Annotated in this window: 15 protein-coding genes; 9 read left to right on the top strand and 6 right to left on the bottom strand. The window is 59.1% G+C overall.

Going from position 1 to position 21,514, the window contains the following annotated elements; all coding sequences use genetic code 11:
- Window positions 1–49: 49 nt before the first annotated feature.
- A complete protein-coding gene (locus QD409_RS23950) occupies window positions 50–973 on the top strand; it encodes a patatin-like phospholipase family protein (RefSeq protein WP_430763840.1) in 924 nt (307 codons plus the stop codon).
- Here the strand turns inward: QD409_RS23950 and QD409_RS23945 are convergent.
- The 3 genes from QD409_RS23945 to QD409_RS23935 form a co-directional block, all read right to left on the bottom strand.
- Complete coding sequence (locus tag QD409_RS23945) at window positions 970–3,345, bottom strand: phosphoketolase family protein (protein WP_430763839.1); 2,376 nt, start codon at window positions 3,343–3,345, stop codon at window positions 970–972. The two genes, QD409_RS23950 and QD409_RS23945, sit on opposite strands and share 4 nt — an antisense overlap.
- A gap of 19 nt (window positions 3,346–3,364) precedes the next feature.
- A complete protein-coding gene (locus QD409_RS23940) occupies window positions 3,365–4,537 on the bottom strand; it encodes an acetate/propionate family kinase (protein WP_430763838.1) in 1,173 nt (390 codons plus the stop codon).
- Window positions 4,538–4,973: 436 nt separating this feature from the next.
- Window positions 4,974–6,161 carry a glycosyltransferase gene (locus QD409_RS23935; RefSeq protein ID WP_430763837.1) on the bottom strand — a complete coding sequence of 396 codons (1,188 nt, stop codon included), beginning with the start codon at window positions 6,159–6,161 and terminating at the stop codon, window positions 4,974–4,976.
- A gap of 311 nt (window positions 6,162–6,472) precedes the next feature.
- On the opposite strand from QD409_RS23935, the gene QD409_RS23930 reads away from it, so the two are divergent.
- From QD409_RS23930 to QD409_RS23915, 4 genes are all read left to right on the top strand, one after another.
- Window positions 6,473–7,810 (top strand): polysaccharide biosynthesis/export family protein, encoded by a 1,338-nt coding sequence (locus tag QD409_RS23930; protein WP_430763836.1) that lies wholly within the window; start codon window positions 6,473–6,475, stop codon window positions 7,808–7,810.
- A 31-nt stretch (window positions 7,811–7,841) separates the two neighbouring features.
- Window positions 7,842–11,099, top strand: coding sequence for a Wzz/FepE/Etk N-terminal domain-containing protein (locus QD409_RS23925; protein WP_430763835.1), 3,258 nt, complete (start codon window positions 7,842–7,844; stop codon window positions 11,097–11,099).
- 4 nt (window positions 11,100–11,103) lie between these two features.
- A complete protein-coding gene (locus QD409_RS23920) occupies window positions 11,104–12,411 on the top strand; it encodes a glycosyltransferase family 4 protein (protein WP_430763834.1) in 1,308 nt (435 codons plus the stop codon).
- A gap of 130 nt (window positions 12,412–12,541) precedes the next feature.
- On the top strand, window positions 12,542–13,234 hold the full coding sequence (locus QD409_RS23915; protein ID WP_430763833.1) for a sugar transferase: 693 nt from the start codon (window positions 12,542–12,544) through the stop codon (window positions 13,232–13,234).
- Here the strand turns inward: QD409_RS23915 and QD409_RS23910 are convergent.
- Entirely contained in the window at window positions 13,224–13,397 is a 174-nt protein-coding gene (locus QD409_RS23910) for a hypothetical protein (RefSeq protein ID WP_159432189.1), read from the bottom strand. The genes QD409_RS23915 and QD409_RS23910 overlap by 11 nt on opposite strands.
- A 270-nt stretch (window positions 13,398–13,667) precedes the next feature.
- Between QD409_RS23910 and QD409_RS23905 the strand changes: the two genes are divergently transcribed.
- On the top strand, window positions 13,668–15,173 hold the full coding sequence (locus tag QD409_RS23905; protein ID WP_430763832.1) for an oligosaccharide flippase family protein: 1,506 nt from the start codon (window positions 13,668–13,670) through the stop codon (window positions 15,171–15,173).
- Window positions 15,174–15,224: 51 nt separating this feature from the next.
- Entirely contained in the window at window positions 15,225–16,061 is an 837-nt protein-coding gene (locus QD409_RS23900) for a methyltransferase, TIGR04325 family (protein ID WP_430763831.1), read from the top strand.
- Here the strand turns inward: QD409_RS23900 and QD409_RS23895 are convergent.
- Window positions 16,058–17,773: a GMC oxidoreductase gene (locus QD409_RS23895; RefSeq protein WP_430763830.1), complete on the bottom strand. Its 1,716-nt coding sequence runs from the start codon at window positions 17,771–17,773 to the stop codon at window positions 16,058–16,060. The two genes, QD409_RS23900 and QD409_RS23895, sit on opposite strands and share 4 nt — an antisense overlap.
- A 212-nt stretch (window positions 17,774–17,985) precedes the next feature.
- Between QD409_RS23895 and QD409_RS23890 the strand changes: the two genes are divergently transcribed.
- Both QD409_RS23890 and QD409_RS23885 read left to right on the top strand, forming a co-directional pair.
- Window positions 17,986–19,170: a DegT/DnrJ/EryC1/StrS family aminotransferase gene (locus tag QD409_RS23890; protein ID WP_430763829.1), complete on the top strand. Its 1,185-nt coding sequence runs from the start codon at window positions 17,986–17,988 to the stop codon at window positions 19,168–19,170.
- A 1-nt stretch (window position 19,171) separates the two neighbouring features.
- Entirely contained in the window at window positions 19,172–19,909 is a 738-nt protein-coding gene (locus QD409_RS23885; protein WP_430763828.1) for a 4'-phosphopantetheinyl transferase family protein, read from the top strand.
- Here QD409_RS23885 and QD409_RS23880 read toward each other — a convergent pair.
- Entirely contained in the window at window positions 19,879–21,480 is a 1,602-nt protein-coding gene (locus tag QD409_RS23880) for a glucosamine inositolphosphorylceramide transferase family protein (RefSeq protein WP_430763827.1), read from the bottom strand. The two genes, QD409_RS23885 and QD409_RS23880, sit on opposite strands and share 31 nt — an antisense overlap.
- Window positions 21,481–21,514 lie beyond the last annotated feature (34 nt).

The raw sequence follows: 21,514 nt of genomic DNA, 5'->3' as shown, positions 1-21,514 counted from the left end.
CAAATTATTTCGATGGACAGGAGTGTCCGCTGGCTGAAATAGTGAGCAGATGGCTCAGAAAAACGTCGCGCTGGTTCTCGGTGGTGGTGGCGCTGCCGGAAATGCATGGTTGATCGGTATCATCGCAGGGCTGGCCGAATCTGGTCTCGATCTGACGGAGGCCGCCGATTTGGTGATTGGCACATCGTCCGGCGCCACCGCAGCGGCGCATGTGCGCAGTGGCATGCCACCGGCGGAACTGTTGGCCTGGGTGCTTTCGCCATCGGTTCAATCGGCCGGGCAGAAATGGGCGCGGTCGCCTTCTTCGGCTCCATCCCTGCCGATGTTCACGGTATTCGAGCGGATGAGGACCATCAGTGCAGCAGCGAGCTCAGCAATCGATCTACAACGCGCGATGGGCGCGTTCGGCTTGGAAAGCGACGCGATACTCGGACCCGCGGCAGTCGAACAGCGGCGCGCAATGGTCGCAGCGAGGTTGCCTCGCCATGAATGGCCGGACAGGCCGATGATCGTCGTGGCCGTCGACGCGCATACCGGCGAATTGATGGCGTTCGACCGCGAGTCCGGCGCCGATTTGGTGGACGCCGTGACCGCGGCCACAGCAATGCCCGGCATGGCACCCACGCACAGTATCAACGGCAATCGTTACATCAATGGCGGGGTGCGCTCCACTGACAACGCCGATCTTGCAGCAGGCTATGCGAACGTCGTGGTGCTCTCGCCGTTCAGCGGACGAAGCGGGCCGCTACCGGAGGGCCAGTTCGAAGGCCTGCGCCGGCAGCCAGGCATGGACCTGGCAAGCCAGGTTGAGGGTTTGCGCAAGCAGGGCAGCCGCGTCGAGGTGATCACACCGGACGACGATTCCCGTACTGCAATGGGTACGAACCAGATGGATCCGGCGACCCGCATCCCCTCCGCCCGGGCCGGCTTCGCTCAAGGCAAGCTGGAAGCGGTTCGCCTCGCCTTTCTCTAGCGCCTCCACCGCCAGTTGCTGATTTCAGGCATATCCTCGCCATGACGCCGGACGTAGTCGCGATGCTTGATGAGCTTCGCCTTCAGTCCGTCTATGACATCTGGAACTTTTTCCGCCAGGCCCGGCACGCGGTCGATCGCTTCAAGAGCAAGGTGATAACGGTCCAGCTCGTTCAGCACGGTCATGTCAAACGGCGTGGTCGTCGTGCCCTCCTCGATGAACCCACGCACATGGATATTGTCGTGATTGGTCCGCCTGTAGGTCAGGCGGTGGATCAAATAGGGATAGCCGTGATAGGCGAAGATCACCGGCTTGTCCGTGGTGAAGATCTGGTCGAATGCCTGATGTTCCAGGCCATGCGGATGCTGCTTCGGATCCTGCAGCGCCAGAAGATCGACCACGTTGACCGTACGGATCTTCAGATCGGGGATCGCCTCGTGCAGCAGCATGACGGCAGCCAAGGTCTCCATGGTCGGGACATCGCCGGCGCAGGCCATGACGATGTCAGGGGCAATCGCATTGCCCTCGTAACTCGCCCAATCCCATATGCCGGCGCCTGCCTTACAATGGGCGATCGCCTCGTCCATGCTGAGCCATTGCGATTCAGGCTGCTTGCCAGCGACGATGACGTTGATGCGGTCATAGGTTTTGAGGCAATGATCGCCGACCCAGAGCAGCGTATTGGCATCCGGTGGCAGATAGATACGCACCACGTCAGCCTTCTTGTTGGCGACCAGATCGACGAAGCCGGGATCCTGATGGGAAAAGCCGTTGTGATCCTGCCGCCAGACATGCGACGTCAAAAGATAGTTCAGCGACGAGATCGGCTTGCGCCATGGCAATTCGCGCGAGACTTTCAGCCACTTGGCATGCTGGTTGAACATGGAGTCGACGATATGGATGAAGGCTTCGTAGCAGGAAAAAAGTCCGTGCCGCCCGGTTAGCAGATATCCTTCGAGCCAACCCTGGCATAGATGCTCGCTCAGGACCTCCATCACTCGACCATCCGCAGCCAGGTGGACGTCATAGTCTTCAATAGCTTCCATCCAGACTCGGTCGGTGACTTCGAAGACGCTGCCGAGCCGGTTCGATTCCGTCTCGTCGGGACCGAAGATACGGAAGTTTTGCTGGGGATCATTGAGCCTCAGCGTATCGCGCAGGTAGTGCCCGAGAATTTCGGTCGATTGCACCTGCTGGCTGCCGCGCTCGCCGATCTCGACCGCGTAGTCGTGGATCGAGGGAACCCGTAATTCCTTGCGAAGCAGGCCGCCGTTGGCGTGGGGATTGGCACCCATGCGCCTTTCGCCTTGCGGCGCAAGCGCGCTCAATTCGGCTTTGAGCTGGCCGCTGCGATCGAAGAGATCGTCTGGATCATAGCTGCGCATCCAGTCTTCCAGGATCTTGCGATGGCTCTCATCGCCACGACAATTGGCGACCGGCACCTGGTGCGCCCGCCAGAAACCTTCGACCTTCTTGCCGTCGACCTCCTTGGGGCCGGTCCAGCCTTTCGGACTGCGCAGGATGATCATCGGCCAGCGTGGCATTCCTTCAGGCGCCGCCTTTTCGCGGGCCGTTCTCTGTATGCCGCGAATGCGGTCGAATACCCGATCGAAGGTGTCGGCCATCGCCTGATGCATGGCAGTCGGCTCGTGACCCTCGACGAAGAAGGGCTCGTAGCCATAGCCCGAAAACAGGTTGCGCAGGTCCTCGTCGCTTTCCCGGCCGAGGATCGTGGGATTGGCGATCTTGTAGCCGTTGAGGTGGAGGATGGGCAGCACCGCGCCATCGCGCGCCGGATTGAGGAATTTGTTGGAATGCCAGCTTGCTGCCAGCGGCCCTGTTTCGGCCTCGCCATCGCCAACGACGCAGGCAACGACGAGGTCGGGATTGTCGAAGGCGGCACCAAAAGCATGGACGAGCGCATAGCCGAGTTCGCCGCCCTCGTGGATGGAACCTGGGGTCTCAGGGGCTGCATGGCTTGGGATGCCGCCGGGGAAGGAAAACTGCTTGAACAGCTTTTGCATCCCGTCCGTGGTCTCGGAAATATCCGGATAGATTTCGCTGTAGGTGCCCTCGAGATAGGTGTTGGCGACCATGCCGGGACCGCCGTGACCCGGACCGCACATGTAGATGATGTCCAGATCTCGCGCCTTGATGACGCGGTTGAGATGCGCATAGATAAAATTCAGCCCGGGTGTCGTGCCCCAGTGGCCAAGCAGCCTCGGCTTGATGTGCTCCGGCTGCAGCGGTTCGCGCAGCAGCGGATTGTCCATCAGATAGATCTGGCCGACCGACAGATAATTGGCCGCCCGCCAGTAGCGGTCGATCAGAGAGAGTTCCTCGGGCGAAAGCGGTGTGGTGACTACGTTCATTTCCGTCTCCTCGTTTTCGTCACATGATGAGTGCCATGGCCTCGTCGGCGATGACCTGTTCCTCATCGGTCGGAATGACAAATAGCCTGGCATTGCTGGTTGCCGCGTTGATCGAGGTCAAATTGCTGTTGTTCGCGTCTTTGTCGATCTCGATACCCAACCATTGCAATCTCTGCGCAACGCGGGCTCTGATCTGCGGTTGATTTTCGCCGATGCCGGCCGTGAAGACGACGGCGTCGAGGCCGCCGATCGTCGCGCACAGCCGGCCGATTTCGCCTGATATGCGCAGGCAGAAGAGGTCTATGGCCTCCGCTGCTTCCGGGCGTGTGTCCTCGAGCAGTACCCGCGTGTCGCCGCTGATGCCGGAAACGCCAAGCAGGCCGCATTCGTGATAGAGAAAGTCCTCGATCCGTTCGGGCTGCCGCATTCCGCCTCTCATGAGATAGAGCAGCGCGCCGGGGTCGAGCCAGCCGGGGCGTGTCGCCATCGGGATCCCGTCCAACGCCGAAAAGCCCATGCTTGTGTCACGGCTGATGCCATCCTCCATGGCACATAAGCTCGCGCCACTGCCGAGATGGCATGCGATGACTTTACCCTTGGCAGCAGTCGGGTCGATCTGCCGAAGCCGGGAAGCGATGTATTTGTAGGAAAGGCCGTGAAAGCCATAGCGGCGCACGCCATCGTCGTGCATGCCCCGCGGGATGGCCAGCCGCCGGACGATATCTGCCTGCGACGAATGGAATGCCGTGTCGAACGAGGCGACTTGCGCAACATCGGGGCGAAGCGTCTCGATGGATCGGATGACGCGCAAGGCTTGAGGCTGGTGCAAAGGGGCAAGGGGAATGAGCTTCTCGATCCGCCCGATCGCAGCGTCGTCCAGCAGGGCAGCCTCCTGAAACGTCATGCCGCCGTGGACGACACGATGGGCCACCGCTCGCAATCTGCCGGGAAGATGGGCGAGCATATGATCCAGGGTTTCCGCCACGACGGAGACGAAATTCGCGGCGTTGTCACCCTTGATCGACTTTTCATAGCGATCTTGTCCGACGGAATAGCGAAGGGACAGCGGCGTTTGGTCGAAGTCGATCTTTCCGCGACCGACATTGATCGCCTGCGTGCCCGTCAGCTCAAAGATCCCGATTTTCAAGGTCGAGGATCCAGCATTGAATGTCAGCAGGACATTGTCAGTCATGTCAGCCTCTGGTGAAGGGTTTCAGCTACCGTAAGTTAGTGTGTTCGCGTGCGGTGGCAACCGGGGAGATCGTCTTCTGCGACGCTTTGGCGCGACCTTTGATCTCATGCGGGGAGCAGGCAGGCGACGAGGCTGCCGTTCTGGTCGAGCCTGGTCGAAGAGCAGACAGCTGCAAGCCACAGCCTTGCCGCGGAGGTGAGAGCTCAACTCGCTGCTGGCTCAGTTCCGTATCAGCGGCGCTACCCCGCAGGCCATACATAAGGGGAATGGTAGGAGTTCCCATCGCGTGCCTGAGATGCGCGGTGGGACAAATTGAACGGAGATCAGAACGGCCTTTGCGTCGGGCAGGCACGAGCCATGCAGGCCCCGATTTAACCTAGAGCCGCCCTCAATCCCAGACCAGCATCCGCGTGAGGATTGCAGGACGTACCGTATCCTACTGCAGCGTCGTGGTGGGTGTATCCGTCGCAAACATCGGCAACTGCGCTTCAAGTGCGCGCTGAATGGCGGGATAGCTGCGAAGCTTGTCGGCCTTGCGGATCATCAATTCCTCGTTGATGATGGCCCGCATGCCCGTCGTGAATGTTCGCAGGCTGAATTGTTCCGAATGGGCGTGCAGTATCGCGGGATGAAACCGGCGCTCTGTAGCCTCGAAATCGAGCACGGCGTCGATCAAGGCATCCACGGATTGCTCGTCAAAGAGGAGCCCGGTCACTCCCGGCACGATCGTTTCCAGAGCTCCGCCGCTTCCATAGGCAATAACGGGCCGCCCGCTCGCCATCGCTTCAACGGGAACGATGCCGAAGTCTTCCTCGCCAGGAAAGATCAGCGCACGGCAGCGCGCCAGCTTTTCCTTCAACACTGAAAACGGGGTCCGGCCCAGGAAGGTGATGGAAGGGCCGGCCATACGTTTCAGCTCCTCCATCTGACTTCCTTCGCCGATAACGACCAGCTTGCGGTCCATCCGGCTGAAGGCCTTCACCGCCAGGTCGATGCGCTTATAGGGAACCAATTGGCCGGCGCAGAGATAGAAGTCCTCGATCGATGTTGTTGGCGTAAAATCATCGACATTGACGGGCGGGTAGAGCACGGTTGCATGGCGCCGATAGTATTTGCTGATGCGATCACAAACATGATGCGAGTTGGCGACGAAGCGATCGACCCGCATGCTCGTATTGACGTCCCAGGAGCGCAGCAGTGGCGCCAGCATCGGCAGCATGACCCGGGATGCGAGACCTGCGTGAGATCGGTAGAAATGATAGTGGTCCCAGAGATAACGCATGGGAGAGTGGCAATAGCAGATATGCGTTGACCCCGGCGCCGGGATGATGCCCTTGGCCGGGCCTGATTCACTGGAAATGATCAGATCGTAATCCGTAAGATCGAAGCTCTCTAAAGCAAAGGGCATGAGCGGCAAGAGCGATTGATAGCCCCTGACTGCTCCGGGGATCCGCTGGAGGAAGGACGTGCTGATCTTGTGCTTTCGGATCTTTTCGGAGATGCGGCTTTCATCATAGACGAGAGTGAAGATATCGGCGTCCGGATACATGTCGCAGAGGGCCTCGACCACCTTTTCTCCGCCCCTCATAGACACCAGCCAATAATGTACGATCGCTACACGCATTGCTCGCCCCTCCGTGGGTCGCAACAACATTGTGCAGTCGGCAACGTTTGCGACAGGGCCCACATCGGTTCGAGACGGCATACAAATGGCCGAAGGGAGTAACCGAAAGATTTAGCCAGGGATCAGGGCCTGCACACAAGGATATGCGCATTCGACTAAGAGATTGGTGAAGCCCATACCTCCCTGCCAGAAATGATAAGCCCTGTTGCTTTGGTAGGGGATTTACACGCTATGCGTTCGGCTGCTGATCTCGTTTCGTGGCGCCTTCATTTCCCGATGGCGCAAGCGACACGAAAGCGAGTTTTCGGCTCATGGTTAGAATTCGCACCTTGCCTTACCATACCTTCCTCATGCCGCCTCGGTCCATGGCGCCCTGGTTGCTGGCATTGCTGCTTTCCGGTGCGGGCACGCCCGGCATCGCCGACGCTGCGGCCAGTGATCTCTACCATGTCGGGCCTCAAGCCCGGATCAAGGTGGCGATCGTCGAATGGATCGCAGCGACTGGCGAATATAAGGAGTGGACTGCGCTCAACGGTGAATACGTCGTGTCGCAATCGGGCTCGATCTCGATCCCGATGATCGGGGAAATGCAGGTCGGTGACAAGACTGTCGAGGCCATCAGCTCCGACATCGGTGACAAGTTGAAGCAGATCACCGGTCTGGCGGTGGCGCCGACGGCCTCCGTTCAAGTTGTCAAATATCCGATGATCTACGTATCGGGCGCGGTCGAAAAACCGGGTGAGCTCGAATTCAGGCCGGGCCTGACCGTGAAGCAGGCCATGGCGATGGCGGGCGGGCGCGAGCGTCGTTACAACCAGACCGGCGATTACTCGGAGGCACAGCAGATCACCTATGCCGGCGACATCAGCCGCATGGAGCTTCAGTTGAAGCAGCTCGGAGCGAGGCGGGCGCGCCTGATGGCCGAACTCAACGATCAGCCGACGATCACGTTTACGCCGGAGATCAAAGCTGCTCCCGAGGGATCGGCGATCAGGCTGATCATGACGAGCGAGGTCGACCTCTTCAACGCGAGGGCGGACGCCTTGCGGCAGCAACTTGCCGCTGCCGCGGATCTGGAAACGCTGCTGCGCAACGAAATCAACATTCTCGACGAGAAAATGTCATCGCAGGACGAGCAGGTGAAGATAGCTCAGGACGAATTGAGCGACATCGCGAAGCTGGTGGATACCAAGATCCTGACCACATCGCGAAAGACCTCGCTGGAGCGGATCGTCGCTGAGATGCAGGCTGGCAAGCTGGATCTTGTCGTTGCCTCAATGCAAGCCAAGCAGAAGCTGAACGAGACCGAGCGCGATGCGCTCAATCTCAAAGGTCAGCGCAAGACCGAGGCCGGCCAACTGCTGCAGACCACAGAGACCGAAATCGAAGACACGAAACTTAAGCGAAACACGACGCTGCAACTGCTGCAGATTTCAGGCGCGTCGCTTTCACGGAGCCAGAGCATGAAAGCGCTCGATCTGCAGCCCCTCGAATACTGGATAACCCGAGGCGGCAAAGGGGACGATGCCGCCAAGGTATCAGAGGGGACCGAGCTGCAGCCGGGGGATGTTTTGGACGTGCATTACAACATTTCCGGAAGCCTGGACGGCACGGCGCTCTCGTCCGCCGACACCGGTCAGTCTCAATAGCGACAAGCGAGCCAAAGTGGGGGCGACAATCATGGCAGTTCACGAGATCGGTAAGGGCTTTCGCGGCACTCCATCTAACACCAGAGGCGCGGGAGACAGCGAATATATCTCGTTTCGCGACGTCTGGCGGTTTCTGCAGCGCCACTGGTTGATTTTCACCGTGTTTACAGTTGCCGGCCTCGGTGTCGGCGGCCTCTACATGGTGACGACCAAGCCGGTCTATACGGCTAGCACGCGCATCGTCATGGATCCCGACCAAGGGCGCATCGTCTCACAGGATGCGTTCACCGGAACGGTCATCATCGAAGCGGCGGAAATTGCGAGCCAGGTCGAGATCGTTAAGTCCGAGGCGACGGCACGCGCCGTCGTCCAGAAACTCAACCTCACCGAAGACCCCGAAATCATAGGCGGCATGTCCTGGCAGGCCGCCCTGCATGACAAGCTGCGCGCATTTGTCAGTTTTTTCGATCATGGCGATGATGGAAGCGCTAAGACCGAAGATACCGAAGACGACCTGATGCGCCGCACGATGGCGTCGTTCCTGTCCCGGGTCGAGGTCAATCGTGTCGGTCAGTCCTACATTCTGGAGATCGGATATCGTTCGACTGATCCGGAAAAGGCAGCCCGGACGGCGAACGCGATCGCGGAGGCCTATATCAGCACAGGTCTGTCGGAACGCGCCTCGGCAGCACAAAGTGGTGCCAAATGGCTGGAGACGCGTCTGATCGAGGTCGGCCGGCAGGCACGCGAAGCGGCCATGAGCGTCGAAGAATTTCGTGCCAGGAACGGCATCATGGAGGTCAGTGCGACCTCGTCTCTCGATCAGCAGCAGCTGTCCGAGATCAGCAGTCAGGCCGTTGCAGCAGGAGCCCAAACTGCGGCGGAAACAGCCAAGCTTGCGACCCTCGACCAGCTCATGGCCGGCGGCAAGGTCGAAGGCGATGTCGACGAGACGATGAGCAACCCGCGCATACAGAAGCTGCAGGAAGATCTCGGCGCCGCAACGATCAAGTTGAACAATCTCGCCGGCCGATACGATGCCGACAATCCCGCCATCGTTGCTGCGCAGCAGGAAATCGATCGCATAAGGGGAGAGATGCGTAAGGAATTCGAGCGCATCCAAGCGCTCTACAAGACTAATCTCGACATCGCCAAAGCGCGCGAGAAGCTCCTCAGCGATGAACTGTCCTCCTTGAAGGAGGCCGGAACGGACAAGAATCTGGCACGGGTGGAGCTATCGGAGATGGAAAGCCGGGCGACGACATATCGCCGGATGTATGAGAGCATTTTGCAGCAGCTGATTGGCGCGCTGCAGAAGGAATCGTTTCCGCTTGGCAACGTTCGTGTCGTGACGGCAGCAGCCGTGCCGCTAGCAAAGACCTGGCCGAAATCCTCCTTCGTCCTGCCGTTTGCGGTTATGCTCGGCCTGGCGGCGGGTGTCATGGCGGCGCTCTTGCGAGATGGCCTGGATCGTCGCGTCAGTTCCAATGAAAAGCTGCGGCGGGAATTGGGGATCACTTCACTAGGGCATGTCCCCGTTTATACCAGCCCGTCTTTCCTGCCGGCAAGCATGGTGGTCGGCAATGCCGGCTGGCGACGAACCATGCTGCCGCTAAGATCGGTGCTCGATACGCCCTATTCGCAGTTCTCCGAAGCTCTGCGCGGCGTCAAGCACTCCATCGATTCTGCCTTTCCACCCAACGCACCCATGGTGGTTGGCATAACCTCGGTCGGCACCGGCGAAGGCAAGACCACGATCGCGACCAATCTTGCACAGCTCTACCAGCACGAGGGCGCCTCGGTCGTATTGGTCGATGCGGACTTCCTCAATGCCAGGCTGAGCTGTGTCGTAACCGAGTCCGGAACGGAGTTCGGCATGGAGGCGCTGAACATAAACGATGTGCCACGCCGCTATGCCGTCGCCCATGAGAGCGGCCCGCTCGCCGCGAAGGCCGATCAGGAGCCCGGGGCGGAGATCGTGCACGCACAAGGCAGCGTTCCGGTCGTCACCGTCGATGAGACAGAGAAATCCGTCGCAGCCTTTCAACGCTATGGACATCTGCCTGCGCTCAAGGCCGAGATTGATCTGTTGAGGCGGCAATACAAGGTCGTCATCGTCGACATGTCGGCGTTCGAGGATTCTGCCGATACACGCGTCATCTGCACTTACCTCGAGGGCATCGTCGTCGTCGTCGGGCAGACGAACAAGATGACCGTCGAGAGGCTGTCGGACGCGCTGGCAAGCTTCGGTATGACGACGATCAACATCCTCGGCATCATTGCCAACCGCAGCTCCGAGAGGCGTCAAGGCCACCAGACGCGGCTTTTGCGCCGCAAGCCACAGGAGCGCCAGGTGCGCGCATCCGCAAGACGCCTCACGAGCCATACCAGGGCGCGTCCGCTCAAGATTGCTGTCGGCATAGCAAGTGCCGGGCGACGCGACATCCTGTCGTCCATCCTTCCGCACATCGCCAGTCAGACCCGTAAGCCTGACGAGATTGTCGTCTGTCTTTCCTCGCCCGAAGACATCGATCCAACTTGCCTGCGGAATCTCGACTTTCCGGTTCGGGTGATCATTTGCGAGCGCGGGCTGTGCCGTCAGCGAAATCGGATCCTCGACAGCATCCAGGACGCGGATGTCGTCCTTTTCCTGGATGACGATTTTCTGATGACATCAACCTATATCGAGGAAACGGAGCGGCTGTTCCAGCTCCAGCCCGATGTCGCCATGTGCACCGGTACGGTCCTTGCCGACGGTATCACCGGCCCGGGCATTTCCGTTCGCGACGGCTTGCGCATGGTCGACCGCGAGCATCGGCGGCGATCAGGCGCCGCGATGCAAATCCGGCCGGTCTACAATGGCTATGGCTGCAACATGGCTATCCGCATGGCCATCGTCAAAGCCGCCTGTCTGCGGTTCGACGAAAACCTGCCCTTCTACGGCTGGCTTGAGGATGTCGATTTCAGCAGGCTCGTTGCCCAGTATGGCCAGCTTGTCAGCGCCAGGCAGCTCGAAGGCGTTCACCTCGGCACGAAAAGCGGCCGGTCGAGCGGCGTCCGTCTCGGCTATTCGCAGATCGCAAACCCGCTCTATCTCATGCGCAAGCGCACCATGAGCGTGCCGCAGGCAACGATGCAGATCGGCCGCAACCTCATAGCCAATCTTGTCAAAGTCTGGCGGCCGGAGCCCTGGGTTGATCGCAAAGGTCGCCTTAGAGGTAACGCCATCGCGTTTCGCGACCTGCTCAAGGGCAGGCTGGCACCGCAGAACATCGAAGCATTGGAATAGTCCGGTGGCACGCTCCTCCGGCCTAGATCGCGTCGTTGTCATAAATGACCGTTCCACCAGGATAGGCGGAGCGTCGAACCTGGCGATCCTGTCCGCCGGCTTGCTGCAGGATGCGGGGATTGCCGTGACATATTTTGCCGGCGATATCGCCGGCTCCGATCCGCCGGCGTCCGAGACAATCAATCTCGACGCGCTGCCGTTGACACAGCAGTCACGTTTCAGCGCATTTGCCAGCGGTCTTTACAATCCTCGCGCCTATGCCGACCTCAACGGCCTGATTTCGCGTGCCGATACCGAGGGTACCGTCTATCACATCCACGGTTGGTCGAAGATCCTCTCTCCTTCGATTTTCCGTGCTCTATGGCCCGTTCGCGAGCGTGTCGTTCTGCACGCCCATGACTATTTTCTCTCCTGTCCAAACGGCGGATTTGCCAATTATCGCAAAAATCAGGTCTGCCCCCTGACGCCGATGTCGATCGGTTGCCTGACCACAAACTGCGACAAGCGCGGCTATCACGAGAAAATCTGGCGATCGGCCCGCCATTTGGTGAGGGAGCATTATTTCCCGATCCAGCAGGTAGCCGCCAATATTGTCATCGTACATCAACGCATGCGCGATTATTTCGCGCGCGGACGGATCCTGGCGAGCAACATAGAAACAATTCGCAACCCGGTTGAACCTTTCCTCGATCATCCCTCGGACTCATGGAAGAACCGCGACTTCTTCTTTGTCGGACGGTTGGAGCAGGAAAAGGGATTTGAGGATGCTGCGATCGCGGCACGGCTTGCCGGCGTTAGGCTTCAAGTCATAGGCGATGGCGCTGGCCGGGCTCGTCTCGAAAAGGATTTTCCCGAAGTTGTCATCCATGGCTGGAAGTCCAAGGACGAGATGCGGGGCATCCTTCGCGATGCGCGCGCGCTCATCGTCTCATCCCGGGTGCCGGAGCCTTTCGGATTGGCAGCGCTTGAGGCTGTGACAAGCGGCATACCCGTGATCCTGCCCGATACGGCGCTTCTCGGCGACGAACTCGCTTCGCTCGGGTGTGGACTGACCTTTCAAAGCGGCAGAGTTGAGATGCTCGCCAGCGGAGTACGCCAGCTTGCCGGCGATGACATGCTGCTTCGCGTGATGAGCCTGAATTGCATTCGTCGGTCACACGAGATGGCTCACACGCCGACGTCCTGGCGAGACGCATTGCTCGCTCTCTACGACCGCGTTCTTGAACGCGCAAACGCCGACACGACAGGCCCGAAGACGATGGTAAATGGTGACTTTCCAACTGCTCGTCGGCTGACCGACGAAACCGGTTGAGGCTTGTGGTTAGCCTTGCGCCCGCGCCCTACGCCAATGGGACTAGGCCAATGCCCGCAGGGTCAATTGTCAAGGATGAGGGTAGCTGGCAGCTTTGAAAGAGGCATCGATGTGGTGAGGGGTCAAAGAGATGTTATCGACTTTTGACAGCGTTGCTCACCGCGAGCGATCTCGCGGCGAGGTGAGGCGGGCAGAACGACTGGACCGCGCCAAACGGATTGTCGACCTTGTTCTTTCCGGGCTGGGACTGGTGTTCCTGGCACCGGCGCTGCTGGTAATTGCGATCGCGTTGCTTCTGGTCGACGGTCGCCCCATCATTTACCGCCATTCGCGCGTTGGCCGTTACGGACGCCCATTTGAATGCCTGAAATTCCGCACGATGCGCAAGGATGCCGACCGGCAGCTCGAGGAATTGTTGGCATGTGACGAGACGCGAAGACAGGAATGGTTATCGACGCAGAAGCTCAAGAGCGATCCGCGCGTGCATTGGCTCGGAAAGTACCTGCGGATGACCAGCGCAGACGAGTTGCCGCAATTGCTCAACGTTCAGCGCGGCGACATGAGCCTGGTCGGACCTCGTCCCGTCGTCGCTGCGGAACTCGAGCGCTATGGACCAAACCTCTATTGCTATCTAGGGCTTCGGCCGGGCATCACCGGCCTCTGGCAGGTCAATCGTCGAGCCGAGACCACCTATGAGGAGCGCGTTCAGTTTGACCTCGATTATTTCCATAGTCGCTCACTGCGCGCCGACTTTGCAATTCTGGTAAAAACCGTCGGCGTCGTGCTGTTCGCGCGCAACGAAAAAGAACGTCTCACCAAATGAGAAGCGCGGCCATGGCGATCCACACGGCAAGGCAGAAGATCACCAAAATCCAGCGAAGCAGATATTTCTGGCGCGATCCGCCTTGCTGCTTCGAGGCGTTGGGATCATGCTTATCGTCATTCATAAGCTGCTCTGCTTGGTTTTGCATGGCAATTGCCGGCAAGCCCTTTTTTCACCGCCAAGAATTTAGATCCGACTCTGGTGTTCGGAACAATAACTTCTGTGAAACAAAAACGTCTAGCTCCGACTTGCCCCGTCCACAGACAATATTTCATTACGCGGAATCGTGTCCTGAATGGGAACGCTGTGCCTTTTATCAGGAGCAAGACTGGAAACAATTGCGCAGTTACATGCTGCACGTCGGCGGAAATTATCAACCAAGGAGCGTGAGAACGAGTTTTCACTTACATCTACCTTCCATGGTGGTGGGTTGATGGATAGCCTATCGCCTCGCCCTAAAGGTGTTGGTTGGGCCAGTCTGAAACATTGGCTTCGCTCCCGTACGCCGGCGGTAATCGGCGACGGAGCATCGACGCTCGTCTCGAAAATCGTTTCGCAGGCCGTGCAGCTTCTGATCTTCCTTGTTGCTGCGCGCGCGTTGGAATCGGCAGAATTCGGCCTCTACGCGTTCAGCTCCGCTATCGTGGTCATGCTTGTCGTGATCGCGGAAGGCGGGTGGGGCGAGTTTGTCATGAAGGCCGAGTGTACCGACCGGGAACTCGACCAGATCGGCACGATCTCGATCCTTGCCGGCGTGCTTGTGACGATCATCGGGGCGTTCAGCGCCGCCATCGCCTGGTTTCTTTTCCACCGGCCGCACGAAGCGCTTCTCCTGGCTCTTTTCAGTTGCTGGTTTTTGCCGGCGTCGCTTTATGCGGTCTATGAGGGGCTATTGATTGCTCGCGGCCTGCTGCGCAAGCAGTCCATTATCCGGATAGCGAGCGAGATTGCGGGCCTGTGCGTGACGATGATCGGGCTTTGGCTCGGGTGGAATGTCTTTTCCCTTGCCGCCGGCCGGCTCGTTTCGCAATTGGTCTGCCTTGCCGGTTCGGCAGCCGTGCTCGGTTGGTGTCCAAGACTGCATTTGACCTGGCCCTTTGCACGCGAGGTTCTCGGGTTTTCAGGTCACATCCTGTCGAACCGGCTGATCCTCTTCCTGCGCTCCTATTCCGGAACGCTCGCGATCGGCAGCTTTCTCGGGCTTACGGAGGCGGGCTATTTTCGGGTGGCCGAGCGCATCGTGGCGGCATTTTCAGAACTTATCGGCGAGCCGGCGCGCATGCTTGCCTGGACACTGTTTCGCCGCTCGGCGCTGGGGATCGGCTCGGATGGAAGGCAGGCTCGGGATATCGGCCCGTCCGCGACCGTTTTCATGATGGTTCTCATGGCGATCTCCACGCCGGTCTATCTCGGCCTTTCGCTGATATCGTCCGATCTGATCGACATCGTGCTCGGCGAGAAATGGGCACCGGCGGCGATTCTCGTGGCGATCCTGTCGGTGAAGCAGGTTCTGTTGATGCCGGGTTATGTTACGGAAGCGCTGCTATCCTTGTCAGGCAATATCAGGCGCATGCCGCCCGCTCTGCTGTTCAATGCCGTGGTTTCCGTCGCGCTTGTCCTGGCGCTCGCACCTTTCGGCGTCGTCGCTGCGGCGTGGGGGCAATGCGTAGCCTCCCTGGTCGCCTTCCTAACGTCGATGCGTCTGCAGAAATGCTATGGGGGTCTTGGCTGGGCAGAGATCATGCGCAAGAGCGGCTATGTTGCGATAGCAGTCGCGCTGATGGCGGCAGCAGTCACCGCGCTCGGCTATTTCGCCGGATCGCTCAGCATGCAGCGCGTGTTGACGGTGCTGCTGCAGGTGGTCTCGGGCGGCGCCATCTATGTCTGCACGCTTCTTGTTCTGAAGAAGGTGGGTGGAGGGACGGCGACGATCCCGTAGATCAGATGATAATCGCGGCGATCGAATAGGTGCTGATTGGGGGTAGGCAAGATGACGAATTCATTATGGTCCCACTTATGGTGGGCAGGCTATGCGTACACAATCCTTAAGGGAACCGCACAGGCGGCCGCCTACGGGCTTGCGCCACTCCGCCTTGCCAGAGGGCGGCTGAACTATCTGTCGCCCTTTCCACGGCGGTTTACGGGCGCGTATACCACCTTTGAAGCCGCGATGGTTGCGGCCCGCAGGCAGAGGCTGGCCGGTTACGACCACGACGAGATCGCGCCCGTGGCCTATGCCAAAATGTGTGAAGTGGCACCGTGGGACTATCCGGTGCTGTTCTGGCTTCGCAGCCTGCTGGGCGAGATCGATGGCCTTGTCGATGCAGGGGGCCATATGGGCACGAAGTATCGCGCCTTTCGCCCATTGCTGCCGCTGGACGGCTCATTTCGTTGGACGGTGTACGATCTACCGGCCATTATTCGCGCCGGCCGAAACCTTGCCGAAAAGGAGAGGCTGACGAGCTTGCATTTTGTCAACCGCGTCGAAGACGCGGGCGAGATGCCATTGTTCCTCGGATCGGGACTGATGCAATATCTCGACACGCCGCTGTCCAGCCTCCTGATGCAAATGCCGTCCCTGCCGCATCACCTGATCCTCAACAAGGTTGCGTTGCGCAAGGGCAGCACCATTGTCACGCTCGAACGCATCGGCAAATCCTTCGTCCCTTACCACATGCGTAACGAGGCGGATTTCGTCGGCGACATCGCGGGGCTAGGCTACAGGCAGGTCGATCGCTGGTCCATTCCCGCGCTGTCGCGCGCGATCGATACTCACCCTGAGCTCGGCCGCAGCGAGAGCGCCGGTTTCTATTTCCGTCTTGGCTAGCCTTGCTGGAGGGATAGGTCCGGTTCGCTCACATGCAGCCTGTGCGACTGCGTGGCCGCGTGTCGCTGCTTGAGGTGGTCGGCGAGCCGGATCGACAGGGCAAGCAGCATCAAGGTCGGATTGGCATGGCCGGGTGTTGGAAACACGGAGCTGCCCGCAATGAACAAGCCCTCGGTGCCGTGAACCATAGCATTGATATCGACGACACTTGTCCGCGGATCGGTTCCCATGCGTGTGGCGCAGGAAGGGTGAGCCATATCCATGAACACGGGCGCGTCACTCTCGCCTCCGGCGATCCAGTCCGGAAGCTTTGGCTTCGCCAGGCCGACGCGAGCGAATTCGTCGGAGATTACCAGCGCCAGCCGTTTCACACTGTCTATCTCGCGTGTGCCGATCTTCCAGTTGATGCGCGGTAACGGTTGACCGAACTTGTCACGCCGCTCCGTGAGCGTAATGCGGCTTTCGGCATTGAGCTGCTGTTCGGCCATGACGTCGAAGCGCAATTCGGTCGAGCGGTGCGGCAAGCCGCGCTTCCGCACCAGACGATTGTAGAGCCCCGAGGTCACCATATCCGCCGATTTCGCCACCGCCAGCAGATCTCCCTTGAACGTCTTGCTCGTTCCCTTCGTCAGGCGCCAGAGCGCCACCCAGGGATCGTCCTGGGCGTAGATCTGAACGGGATAGGCAGCGCAATTCGTCAGGCCTTCCTGCGCTTGGATTTCCGGGCTCAAAGACAGACCCCGGAGATAAAATTGCGTTCGTCCGGCGTGGCTTAGGCCATAGAAGTTGAAGTGCTGCGCAATAGGGTCGATATCGCGTCCGGTGAAACGGCAGAGCGACGTTCGTGGATGGTCGCAGAGATAGCGCCCGACGACGTCGTATCCGTTGCCGATACCCGCAGGCAGCACCGAGTTCGACGCAAGCAGGAGGCGAGCATTTTCGATACCGCCGCCACAAAGAACGATCGTATTCGCATGGACGCTTGCACCCCGGCCTGCCGCACTCTTGAGGTCGAGGGACGTCACGCTGCGGCCATGGCTGTCGATATTGATCCGGGTCACCGTCGCATGCGTCAGAAAATCTATGTTCGTGGCGGTAATATCGAGTGCGAGGCGGCCAAATCGTGTCGGCACGGCGCGCTGATTACGCATGTGACTGAACTGCCAGAAGAATGGCCGAAGCAGCCGCCTATCCAGGCCGAGATCGTCCGGGGTCGAGTGTAGCAGCGCAAAGAGGCTTTCATCGTACCGATTAGGCCCGAGGTTGAGCAGTTTGGCGGCGCGATCAAGGGCGGGCAGCAATTGACTACGCTCAATCGGCCAGCCGGAAAGCGGCAACCAAGGCCGACTGCGGAAATCCACATCATCGAAGGCGGCACATTTACCGATCCAGGTATGGCTGCTGCCGCCAAGCATGCGGTTTCGCAACTCAAATGCCGGAACATCATTCAGCCATGCCAGCCTGCCGCTATAACCCCGTCCTTCAGGTACGGCATTCGGCGAGACGGAAGGCTGGCCGATGTTTTCGACAGAATTTAGCGTTTGAATTTCGGCCTCGTAGTCGCTGCCGCCGCTTTCGATGACGAGAACACGGATCCGGGTGTCGGCAAGCTCGCGCGCGATCGCAATTCCGGCCGGACCACCGCCTACAATGGCAATATCGGCGTATATTTCAATGCCATGCGGCATGGATCTCAAGTCACGGCTCATCATGATCGTTTTCCCACCACTTTCCCATTTTCTACCAGCATCGCGCGCGCACGGATAATTGTTCGATTGGTATAGGCAGGGGTGATGTCTACCGATTTCGGATAGGTAATCCGGCCAGTTCCGTTGGTCTTTTTAGTCGGAAGTCCATGCTGAAAATGCGGTAATCACACGATAGGCTCTTCAGCAAATGCCTATTTTCCGGGGGAACGAAAATTATGGCCAAGGTAGGGTTACGGGAGTGGTTGGCGCTCGCGCCGGTGTTTGTCTCTGGCAAGTTGGCGCGATACAGCGACGAGACCGGTGGCCCTCTGGGACGTTTCGAAGCCGATTTCTGTACCAAATTCGGCGTTCGGCATGCGCTCACCATGAGCAGCGGGACCGGAGCTCTGATTTCCGCGCTGGTCGCTGCCGGTATCGGCCCCGGCGATGAAGTGCTGGTGCCGGCCTATACCTGGATCGCAACCGCTGCAGCTCCGTTGGCGGCCGGTGCGGTGCCGGTTCTGGTCGATATCGACCACACGCTCACCATGGATCCGCAGGATATCCTGCGCAAAATCACACCGCAGACGAGGGCGATCATTCCAGTCCATATGTCGAACGTGGTGTGCGACATGGACAGCATCATGCGGATTGCCCGCGAGAACAATCTCGTGGTCATAGAAGATGCCTGTCAGTCCGTCGGGTTGCGCTACAAGACCAAGCGGGTTGGCGCGATCGGCGATGCCGGCGCATTCAGCTTCAACCAATTCAAGAACATAAATTGCGGGGAGGGCGGCGCTGTCGTGACCAACGATGCGCGGCTGTTTGCACGCGCCCGGATGTATCACGACATCGGCTCGATGTTTCGTGGGCACCTCGACAATGCCAACGAACCGCCTCTGCTGGGAGTGAATTTCAAAGCGAGCCAGATTCAGGGCGCCATGCTGAATGTGCAGCTGAAGAGGCTTGATCCCATGATCGCCCGCATGCGCGAGCGCTATGATGTGATGAGCGAAATCTTCGCCAAAAACGCGAACCTCATTGTCGGCCCTCACAACGATGTCAACAACGCCGCCGGCCTCCATGTCATCTTCGAAACATCGGAGGAGGCCAAGAGATTTGCCGAGGAAAACAAGCGCGGTGTCTATCGGCTTTTCGATTCCAGCCGCCATGTCTACACCAACTGGCAACCGGTTTTGCAGCAACGCACTGGCCATCCGGCGATGAATCCCTTCCTCTGGACGGAGCGGAAGATCGAGTACACGCCGGATCTCTGCACGCAGACTCTCGATATCCTGAAGCGAAGTTGCCGGATCAGCCTTGGGGAGAATTATCCTGTGGCGGTGGTCGCCTACATGGCCAGGCGAATGTCGCGGCAGGCAAGATCGATAAACGACCACCTCTATTACGCGACGGTCTAGCATGGAAAGCATCGGGCCCGACACCATCGACGTCTGGAGTTGGAAGCTGGACATGCCGCCGCCCGACCTTGGTATGTCTGCCGCGTTACTATCGCTTGACGAATGCATTCGGACAATTCGCTTCGTCCGTGATCGGGACAGGCAACGCTTTGTCGCCGCAAGAACCGGAATGCGGATCATTTTGGGGCGCTATCTCGGAATTTCACCACGATCGATAGGTTTCGATTATGGCGACAACGGAAAGCCTTCCGTACAGGCTTACGGCGCTTACCCCATCCACTTCAATCTCAGCCATAGCGCAGATCTGGCAGTCCTTGCCGTTTCGGATCGCTACGAACTCGGCATTGATATCGAGGAAATTCGTTTCCTGAAGGAAGACATTGCAAAATGGTTCTTTTCCCTCCGGGAATATCAGACACTTCGATCTCTACCCGCAGATAGCTACATGGATGGCTTCTATCGGTGCTGGACACGCAAGGAAGCCTTCATCAAGGCCCACGGTGCCGGGTTGTCGCTGCCGCTGGACAGTTTCGACATCACCTTCGACAGGTCGAGTGAATCGCGATTGGAGCGGCTGGAAGGGGATGCAGGCGCACCCGCAAACTGGGCCGTTCTGGAGCTTGAAACGCCAATCAACTTCGCCGGCGCTGTCGTCGCCTCAACCGGAGGGCGCCGCGTATGCCTGCGCTATCGCGACGAGGATATAGGTCAGTTGGTCAATCTCGCATCGAGAATGTAACGCCCATCGGTCGCATCGAAATGGTGGCAGCCGTGGAGACCCGCCTTGAAACTGGGCGTTATCGTCCGGATGCGGCGCTCGCGATAATCGTCCACCGTGAGCTTCTCGATCTCCATGATATTGAGCCCGTAGCCATAGATGCCATGCGTATTGTTCTGCGAGGGGCGTAGGAGCCTGCCCTCATGCTCGAAGATGCGCCCCGCACCGCGAGCGTCTGTACTGCCGATAACGACGGGATTCCGCTTGTGAGGCTTTATGTCCTTGAGGGCTGGGCCATCGACCTCAAATAGATAGAGCTCGCTGCAGTGATCTTCATAGGCATGGAAATCCGACAGGTTGGTGAATAGCCACCATTTGCCGCCGTGACGGATCAAAACACTGTCGGCGGGCGACTGGCCCTCGAAGGCCGTGGCATGAAGCTCCCATTTCAGGGGAAACTCGCAGCAGCGCCAGACCTCCAGGCGCCGGGCGTGGTGCGTTTCCGGAATCATGAAGATCTCACCGCCATCGCGAAATATGAACGGATAGGAAAGATGATAGGGACGTTCCAATGCGACCCCGACCTGTATGAGCGCGTTGCCGTCAAAACGACCGACCGCGATGTGAGCCTTGCGGTCGCTGCGGGAATAGGCCTCGTAGAACAGATAGCATTGACCCTGATGTTGGAACAGGAACGGATCGGCCTTGATGCTGTTGCCGGCGGGCGGAATTTCGACCGCGCTGCTGGGATCGAAATCGCCGATGTGACCGCGCCCTGTATAGAGCGTCCAAATCGCGGGACTGGCGTGGAGTTTCGTTTTCACCGACCTGAACGCCTTGCGTGAGATTGAGCCAGCGACGATGCTTCCGTAGCGAAGGAGGTTGCCGAGCGACGGCGCATGCGCGCCGACTGGATCGACGAAGGCGGACGGAGTGAACCGCCTGTTGTCGGCCAAGCGCGCCAATTCACGCATCAGCAGTGTCACGCTTCGCTCCCGCACGAATGCACTCAATCTTGCCGCACTGGGTTTGATATTGAACGCCGCCCGCGCGATCTCCAGCCTGTCGGCTTCGCTGCCGCACTTCGCATAAAGAACCAAGTCTGCTGTGGAAGCACGCGCAAGAACCTCGGCATAGCCGAACCAAGCCATATCAGCAGATCGCTGATCGGAGAGATTGAAGGCCCATTCCCCGAATGGCAAAGCGGCGATCGCATCGTCAGCCATGCTCTTTGGGATCATGCGGATGACAAGGTCGAGCTTCAGGCGGCGCAACGATGCCGCAGTGATATTGTCGGCGGTGCATGTCTTGTCGTTGTCGGCATCGTAAACATCGATAAAATGGTGCCGGCTATCGAAATGTTTTGGACAGTAGGCGGGTTGGCGGGCTAAAGCACTGGCCTCCAATCGCGCCCCCCAGGATAACAGCTTCGAAACTTTGCCGTCCCCAAACGGATGCGAATGGGTGAATACAGCAGCCAGCTCCAGCCAAGGCGCCGCGATAATGCGATCCAGGATCATAAGCTCCCAGTTTTCGAGAGCGCGTGCGCGCGCGATAAGAACGCCGACCCTCAATGGCTTGGTTTTGTTCATAGCCGCTCCCCTTTGACTTCATTCTGGCTCATTG

This window comes from Rhizobium sp. BR 315, assembly GCF_050577975.1.
Lineage (GTDB): Bacteria > Pseudomonadota > Alphaproteobacteria > Rhizobiales > Rhizobiaceae > Rhizobium > Rhizobium miluonense.
Note: the sequence above shows the minus strand (reverse complement) of the source record. Positions and strands in the feature narration are given on the sequence as shown.

What these genes read in the sequence shown, in the direction of transcription:
- QD409_RS23895 (WP_430763830.1), bottom strand. Translation starts at nt 17,773, where the DNA reads ATGATGAGCCGTGACTTGAGATCCATGCCGCATGGCATTGAAATATAC.
- QD409_RS23885 (WP_430763828.1), top strand. Translation starts at nt 19,172, where the DNA reads ATGGAAAGCATCGGGCCCGACACCATCGACGTCTGGAGTTGGAAGCTG.
- QD409_RS23935 (WP_430763837.1), bottom strand. Translation starts at nt 6,161, where the DNA reads ATGCGTGTAGCGATCGTACATTATTGGCTGGTGTCTATGAGGGGCGGA.
- QD409_RS23930 (WP_430763836.1), top strand. Translation starts at nt 6,473, where the DNA reads ATGGTTAGAATTCGCACCTTGCCTTACCATACCTTCCTCATGCCGCCT.
- QD409_RS23880 (WP_430763827.1), bottom strand. Translation starts at nt 21,480, where the DNA reads ATGAACAAAACCAAGCCATTGAGGGTCGGCGTTCTTATCGCGCGCGCA.
- QD409_RS23950 (WP_430763840.1), top strand. Translation starts at nt 50, where the DNA reads ATGGCTCAGAAAAACGTCGCGCTGGTTCTCGGTGGTGGTGGCGCTGCC.
- QD409_RS23925 (WP_430763835.1), top strand. Translation starts at nt 7,842, where the DNA reads ATGGCAGTTCACGAGATCGGTAAGGGCTTTCGCGGCACTCCATCTAAC.
- QD409_RS23915 (WP_430763833.1), top strand. Translation starts at nt 12,542, where the DNA reads ATGTTATCGACTTTTGACAGCGTTGCTCACCGCGAGCGATCTCGCGGC.
- QD409_RS23905 (WP_430763832.1), top strand. Translation starts at nt 13,668, where the DNA reads ATGGATAGCCTATCGCCTCGCCCTAAAGGTGTTGGTTGGGCCAGTCTG.
- QD409_RS23940 (WP_430763838.1), bottom strand. Translation starts at nt 4,537, where the DNA reads ATGACTGACAATGTCCTGCTGACATTCAATGCTGGATCCTCGACCTTG.
- QD409_RS23900 (WP_430763831.1), top strand. Translation starts at nt 15,225, where the DNA reads ATGACGAATTCATTATGGTCCCACTTATGGTGGGCAGGCTATGCGTAC.
- QD409_RS23945 (WP_430763839.1), bottom strand. Translation starts at nt 3,345, where the DNA reads ATGAACGTAGTCACCACACCGCTTTCGCCCGAGGAACTCTCTCTGATC.
- QD409_RS23890 (WP_430763829.1), top strand. Translation starts at nt 17,986, where the DNA reads ATGGCCAAGGTAGGGTTACGGGAGTGGTTGGCGCTCGCGCCGGTGTTT.